General features: G+C 71.4%; 7 protein-coding genes. 2 read left to right on the top strand and 5 right to left on the bottom strand.

Annotation, left to right across the window (positions count from 1 at the left end; genetic code table 11):
* Window positions 1-97: 97 nt before the first annotated feature.
* A complete protein-coding gene (locus AC067M_RS09535; RefSeq protein WP_478696413.1) occupies window positions 98-1,270 on the top strand; it encodes a DMT family transporter in 1,173 nt (390 codons plus the stop codon).
* Here AC067M_RS09535 and AC067M_RS09540 read toward each other — a convergent pair.
* Entirely contained in the window at window positions 1,260-2,420 is a 1,161-nt protein-coding gene (locus tag AC067M_RS09540) for a transglycosylase family protein (RefSeq protein ID WP_478696414.1), read from the bottom strand. The two genes, AC067M_RS09535 and AC067M_RS09540, sit on opposite strands and share 11 nt — an antisense overlap.
* Window positions 2,421-2,717: 297 nt before the next feature.
* Between AC067M_RS09540 and gndA the strand changes: the two genes are divergently transcribed.
* Window positions 2,718-4,157, top strand: a complete 1,440-nt coding sequence (gene gndA, locus AC067M_RS09545) for an NADP-dependent phosphogluconate dehydrogenase (RefSeq protein ID WP_478696415.1) — start codon at window positions 2,718-2,720, stop codon at window positions 4,155-4,157.
* Between the two features lie 436 nt (window positions 4,158-4,593).
* Here the strand turns inward: gndA and AC067M_RS09550 are convergent, their stop codons facing one another.
* From AC067M_RS09550 to AC067M_RS09565, 4 genes are all read right to left on the bottom strand, one after another.
* Window positions 4,594-4,821 (bottom strand): hypothetical protein, encoded by a 228-nt coding sequence (locus tag AC067M_RS09550; protein ID WP_478696416.1) that lies wholly within the window; start codon window positions 4,819-4,821, stop codon window positions 4,594-4,596.
* Window positions 4,822-4,825: 4 nt separating this feature from the next.
* Window positions 4,826-5,173, bottom strand: coding sequence for a GNAT family N-acetyltransferase (locus AC067M_RS09555; protein ID WP_478696417.1), 348 nt, complete (start codon window positions 5,171-5,173; stop codon window positions 4,826-4,828).
* Between the two features lie 43 nt (window positions 5,174-5,216).
* A complete protein-coding gene (gene panD, locus AC067M_RS09560; protein ID WP_478696418.1) occupies window positions 5,217-5,636 on the bottom strand; it encodes an aspartate 1-decarboxylase in 420 nt (139 codons plus the stop codon).
* Between the two features lie 278 nt (window positions 5,637-5,914).
* Window positions 5,915-6,598: hypothetical protein (locus AC067M_RS09565; protein WP_478696419.1), on the bottom strand; the 684-nt coding region annotated here is incomplete at its 5' end.

Here is a 6,598-nt window from a genome sequence, read left to right on the forward strand (position 1 = left end):
CGACGGGAACAGCTCGGCACGGCATCGTGTTGTGCATGGAAGCAGACCGTTCGCCGCGCCGGGCCCCGCGCCCCGGCCCCACGCAGAGGAGCAACCGGTGAGTGCCCTCGCGCTGTCCGTGGTCCTGTCGTTCGTGTCCGCCGTCGCGTACGCGGGCGGGGCGATCGTGCAGGAGCAGGTCGCGGTGTCCTCCCCCGACGAGCAGTACGCGCCGCTGCGCCGGCCGAGCTGGTGGGCGGCGGTGGCGCTGAACGGCCTCGGCGGACTGTTGCACGTGGTGGCGCTCGCCTACGGGCCCCTCAGCCTGGTGCAGCCGCTGGGCGCGCTGACCATCGTCTTCGCGCTGCCCATGGCCGCGTTGTTCGTCGGCCGCAGGGCCGGGGCGACCGCCTGGCGGGGCGCGATCATGGCGACGGTGGGTCTCGCGGGTCTGCTGTCCCTGGTCGGCGCGTCCGAGGCACAGTCGCTGAGCACCCCGCAGCGGGTGAGCGTGGCCCTGTTCACGGGTGGCGCGGTCGTCGCGCTGATGATCGCGGGCCGGGCGGCCCACCGGCACCCGGCGGTGCGCAGCATGCTGCTCGCCACGGCCTCCGGCATAGCGTTCGGCATGTCCTCGGTGTTCACCAAGACCGTCGCGGTCGACTGGACCGACGGCATCTCGGCCGCGGACCTGCCGTCCCTCGCGGTGATCGGCGTGCTGGCCACGGCCGGCATGCTGCTGTCGCAGGCCTCCTACCGCGGCGGCGGCCTCGCCGCCCCGCTCGCCACGCTGACGGTGGTGAACCCGGTGGTGGCGGCCGCGGTCGGCATCACGATGTTCGGCGAGACGTTCCGCTACGGCACCACCGGCACGGCGCTCGCCCTGAGCTGCGGTGTGGTGGCGGCGGGCGGCCTGATCCTGCTGACGACCGAGCGGCTCACCCACACGCCGGCGGAGCTGGAGAAGGCGCTGTCGGACACCGAGCCCGTCACCGACGAGGTGCGCCCCGCCCTCCCCGGGCAGCCCGTCGCCGAGTTGCCCGAGGAGGCGCTCTCACCGGCACCGACTCCGGTTCCGGCACCGATTCCGACACCGGCACCGGCACCGGCACCCGTCCTGGCGAACCTGGAGAGCCGCATCCCGTCCCCGGCCGCCGCGCCGGGGAGTTCCTACGGCGACCTGGACCCGTCGGACGTCGACGAGCCGGTGCTCTTCCCCAGCAGCTTCTACGGCGGGTCGTACGTCCCGGTGCGGGTCCTCGACCGGCACCGCAGCCGCGTCAAATCCTGACGCCGCCGGCCCTCAGGTAGGCCAACGGGTCGATGTCCGACCCGAAACCGGGCCCCGTCCGCACCTCGAAGTGCAGATGCGGGCCCGTGCTGTTGCCCGTGGAGCCGGAGCGGCCGAGGCGCTGGCCGGTGCCCACCGTCTGACCGTCCCGCACGGAGATCGCCGAGAGGTGCGCGTACTGGGTGTAGCGGCCGTCGGTGTGCCGGACGACCACCTGGTAGCCGAAGGAGCCGCCCCAGCCGGCGCTGACGACCGTGCCCGCCGCGACCGACTTCACGGTCGTGCCGGTGGGCACGGGGAAGTCGACACCGGTGTGGTAGCCCTTCGACCAGGAGGAGCCCGTCGCGTGGTAGGACGTGCCCGTGGAAGCATTCACCGGGGCGACCAGGGAGTGGCCGTTCGTCTTCTGCCTGCTCTGCGAGGACGACGAGGAGGACGAGGTCGACGAGGAGGTCTTCTTCTTCTCGCGGGACTCGGTGCCGCTCCGGCTGGTGGTGCCGGAGCCCTCGCCGCGCAGCTTCAGCCGCTGCCCTGGCAGGATCAGGTTCGGGTCGGCTCCTATGGCCGCGCGGTTGGCGGCGTACAGCCGTCGCCAGCCGCCCCGGACGTCCTGGTCGTCGGCGATGCCGGAGAGGGTGTCGCCGTGGACCACCGTGTACATCTCGGCGGTGCCCGCCCGCGACTGGGGCGTGCTCTGCGGCTGCACGTCCTTGAGTGAGCTCTTCTGGGTCCGGGCCGAGGTGCCGCTCGGGTGGATGCCGGGCGTGTCGCCGCCCCGGGTGAGCCCGGCGCGTACCGAGCACACCGGCCAGGCGCCGGGGCCCTGCCCCTTCAGCACCTTCTCGGCGACGGCGATCTGCTGGTCCTTGGTGGCCAGGTCCGCCCGCTGCGCGTACGCGGTGCCGCCGTACGCCGCCCAGGTGGACTGGGTGAACTGCAGGCCACCGTAGTAGCCGTTGCCGGAGTTGATGTCCCAGTTGCTGGTCGACTCGCACGCGGCGACCTTGTTCCAGGTGTCCACGTCGGCCGCCTGGGCGGCTCCCGCGCCGATGAGCGGTATCGCGATACCCGCGCCGCCCGCCGTGACGGTGAGTGACGCTCGGTTGATCCTGTTGGGCTGATACCGGCGGTGCCGACCGCGTACGGTCATGAACTTCCCCCTAGACATGCGCAGGAGGGCCAAAAGTAAGGGCCGCTAACAGGCCATGACAAGACACCAAATCAGCCTCACCGCCGCCCAAGTGACCGGGAACGAACTCCGGTTGCAGTACGACTGAGGCAGGTGGGGTCTTCCGTGCGTATCTGCGTACGCAACCGTACGCAATCTCGAACACCCCGGGGCGTGCGGTCGGTCCGGCGGCAGGAAAGGATGGCCGGAACGGCATACTGCCGAACAGGACCGGCACGACGATGTCCCATGCTCAGGATGTTTAGGAGCCAAAACCGTATGAGCACTACAGCCCAGATCGGCGTCACGGGCCTCGCGGTCATGGGCCGCAACCTCGCCCGCAACTTCGCCCGCAACGGCTACACGGTCGCGGTGCACAACCGCACGGCCGCGCGTACGCACGCACTGGTCGAGGAGTTCGGCAACGAGGGCGACTTCATCGCGGCGGAGACCGCCAAGGAGTTCGTCGCGGCACTGGAGCGGCCCCGCCGCCTGGTCATCATGGTGAAGGCGGGCGACCCGACCGACGCGGTGATCCAGGAGTTCGCCCCGCTCCTGGAACCCGGCGACATGATCATCGACGGTGGCAACGCCCACTTCGCGGACACCCGCCGCCGCGAGCGCGAGCTGCGCGAGCAGGGCATCCACTTCGTCGGCATGGGCGTCTCCGGCGGCGAGGAGGGCGCCCTGCACGGACCGAGCATCATGCCGGGCGGTCCGAGGGAGTCGTACGACTCGCTCGGCCCGATGCTGGAGAAGATCTCGGCGAAGGCGGCGGACGGCGCGCCCTGTGTGACGCACGTCGGTCCGGACGGTGCCGGGCACTTCGTGAAGATGGTGCACAACGGCATCGAGTACGCCGACATGCAGCTCATCGGTGAGGCGTACCAACTGCTGCGCGACGTGGCCGGCTACTCCCCCGCGCAGATCGCGGAGATCTTCCGCACGTGGAACACCGGCCGACTGGACTCCTACCTGATCGAGATCACTGCCGAGGTCCTGTCCCACGTCGACGCGGCGACCGGCAAGCCGTTCGTGGACGTGGTGGTGGACCAGGCGGAGCAGAAGGGCACCGGCCGCTGGACGGTGCAGATCGCCCTTGACCTGGGTGTCCCGGTCTCCGGCATCGCGGAGGCGGTCTTCGCCCGCTCCCTCTCCGGCCACGCGGCGCTGCGCGAGGCCTCGCGGGGTCTGGCCGGACCGAAGGCGTCGCCGCTGTCCGAGGCGGAGGCGGGCGCGTTCGCCGACCGCGTGGAGCAGGCTCTGTACGCGTCGAAGATCGTGTCGTACACCCAGGGCTTCCACGAGATCGCCGCGGGCAGCGAGGAGTACGACTGGAACGTCGACCTGGGCGCGGTCTCGGCGCTGTGGCGCGGCGGCTGCATCATCCGCGCGGCCTTCCTCGACCGGATCCGCGCGGCGTACGACACCCGGCCCGACCTGCCGAGCCTGCTGTCGGACGACACGTTCGCGCGAGAGATCGCGGACGCGCAGGACGACTGGCGTGAGGTCCTCGTCGCCGCGACCCGCCAGGGCGTCCCGACGCCCGGCTTCGCGGCGGCGCTCGCCTACTACGACGCGCTGCGCGCGGAGCGGTTGCCTGCGGCGCTCACCCAGGGGCAGCGGGACTTCTTCGGGGCGCACACGTATCGGCGGACCGATCGGGAGGGGTCGTTCCACACGCTGTGGGGCGGGGACCGGTCGGAGGTGTCGGAGTAGCACCCACGGGGTGGGAAGTTGCGGTGGGCGGCGGTTTTTCGCCCCCCACCGCCTTTTGCTCAGGTGAGGGGTGGACCGGGCTCCGGGTTCGGCACCGGCTCCGGACCCGGCGGGATCGGGGACGGGGAGGGTTCCGGAGGCGGAGTGGGACTCGGGCCCGGGGTCGGGTCGGGTCCCGGGGGCGGGGTGGGGTTCGGTCCCGGGCCCGGCGGGGTCGGGTCCGGGGGCGGACCTGGCGGCGTCGGGTCCGGGGGCGGGCCCGGCGGGGTCGGGTCCGGAGGTGGACCCGGCGTCGGTCCGGGATGAACGGGGTCCGGGTACGGGTTGGTCATGATGTCCTCCGGCCAGTCGGTCGACATCGGCTCTGGGCTACGTCCGCTCTGGACGATGTCCGCTCTGGACTACTCCCCCGCGTACCCGACGCCCGTGCCGCCAGTCACCCGTGGGCGTCAATGCGTCGGCCCAGGTGGGCCTCCCGACGCGCGGCCTCCGCTCCGGCAGCGAGCCCCGGGCGGGGCCCCTGCCGACGGGCACCTGCCAGCAACTCCTCGTCGACCGTGTGCCGCAGTTCGAGGTCCGGGTGGTGCTCGTCCCGGAGGGCGTCGAGGACCGGCACGTGAGCGGTCGAGGTGTGCAGCAGGGCGAGGGGGGCGTGGTCGGCCATCCGCTCAGAACCGCCCGGGGTGCGCGACGAGCCACTCCTTCGCGGCCTGGAGCAGACGCGGGTCGGCGGCCGGGGCCTCCTCGGGATGACGCTCGGCCCACTTGACGACGTACGGGCAGAGCGGGGCCACGGGGACGCCCTCCCGCGCGGCGACGGCGTACAGTTCACGCGCCAGGGAGCCCGCGATGCCCTTCCCCTCGTGCGCCGGCTCCACGATGGTGTGGACGGGGACGAGGGCGCGCTCGGGGGAATCGAGGACGAAGTACTCGATGTGGCCGACGACTTCGCCCCCGTCCCCGAGGGCCTCGAGGCGGCCCGCCGCCCGGTCGTCGCGGATCTCTGTCTCGCTCATGGGCTCGCACGCTCCTGGTCCGTCTGGGGCCGGGAGTCCGAGGTCAGACCGACACGGCCTGCGGACTCCGTTCCTGGTCCGAGCCCGGCACCGGCTCCGAGGGGTCCGCCCCGAGGGCCACGATCCGGTTGTCGCGGTCCACGTGCACCACCCGCGGCTCAAGCGCCCGCGCCTCGGCGTCGGTGACCTGAGCGTAACTGATGATGATCACCAGATCGCCGGGATGGACGAGATGGGCGGCCGCCCCGTTGATCCCGACCACCCCCGACCCGCGCTCCCCCTCGATGACGTACGTCTCCAGCCGGGCCCCGTTGGTGATGTCCACGATGTGCACGAGCTCACCGGGCAGCAGATCGGCCGCCTCCAGCAACTCTGCGTCGATGGTCACCGATCCCACGTAGTGCAGGTCGGCCTGGGTGACGGTGGCGCGGTGGATCTTGGACTTGAACAGAGTACGCAGCATTTGGGACTCCTGGAAGACGGCTCCCTGCCTGCTTTCTGCAGGTCAAGGGCGATTCTCACTGTACAACGGCACGCGTTGGACTCGAAGACCTCTGAGAAACATCGGTTCACTCTGGCGAGAAGGCTACTGCCTGCGTTTCCACGCGAGACAGGCTGTGGCGACTCCGCCGACCAGGCGCCTGTCAGGACAGCTGCCGCCGAGTCGCCCCCCGTCCACGCTCACACTCGCTTCGTAGGGCCAACGGCCGCGTTCAGGACGCTCTCCGGGGTAGGACAAGCTCAGTCGTCGTGCCGAATGTCCTCGCTCGGCAGGAACCTCTGGCGAGCCCACAAGCTCAGCAGTGCCGTTCCGCCGACCAGCAGCGGCACCGGGTCTCGGGCAGGCGGAGCCAGCACGTATCCCAGGGCCGTGGCCGTGCAGACCGTCAGGGGAATGAACGCCGCCGCACCCTCCATCCCCCGTCGCAGCGCGGACGGAGCGGTGGCCAGGGCGCTCGCCCCGCCGGGCACCCAAGGGCCGACGGCGACCACCAGCAGCCCCGCGGTGGCGCACGTGTCGATCAGCTGACAGGACATCAACTGGGGGCCGTGCGGGCCGACCGCCCACAGTCGCAGGGTGTCGCCGATCAGCATGAGGGACAGCCCGGCGATCCCGACCCACAAGGTGGCTCTCTGGTCGCTCCGTACGAGACGGCGCAGGGCGAACAGAAAACTGACGAACACGACTTCCGCAGCCCACAGGACACCGACCATCCCTGTCCCCAGCCGCCAGCCGTCACCGGCCCCCCGCAGCAGTACCCATCCCGTCATGAACACGGCCCCGGCTGTGACGACCCCGTCGAGCACACGCCGCAGCAGCACGTGCCGGCCTGTACCGGCATCGGCCGCGACCACCAGACCGGCCATCCCCAGGCCGACCGTCAGCGTCACTCCGGTGACCACCACCGAACCCAGCAACGATCG

It is taken from the genome of Streptomyces sp. NPDC043427 (assembly GCF_056436655.1).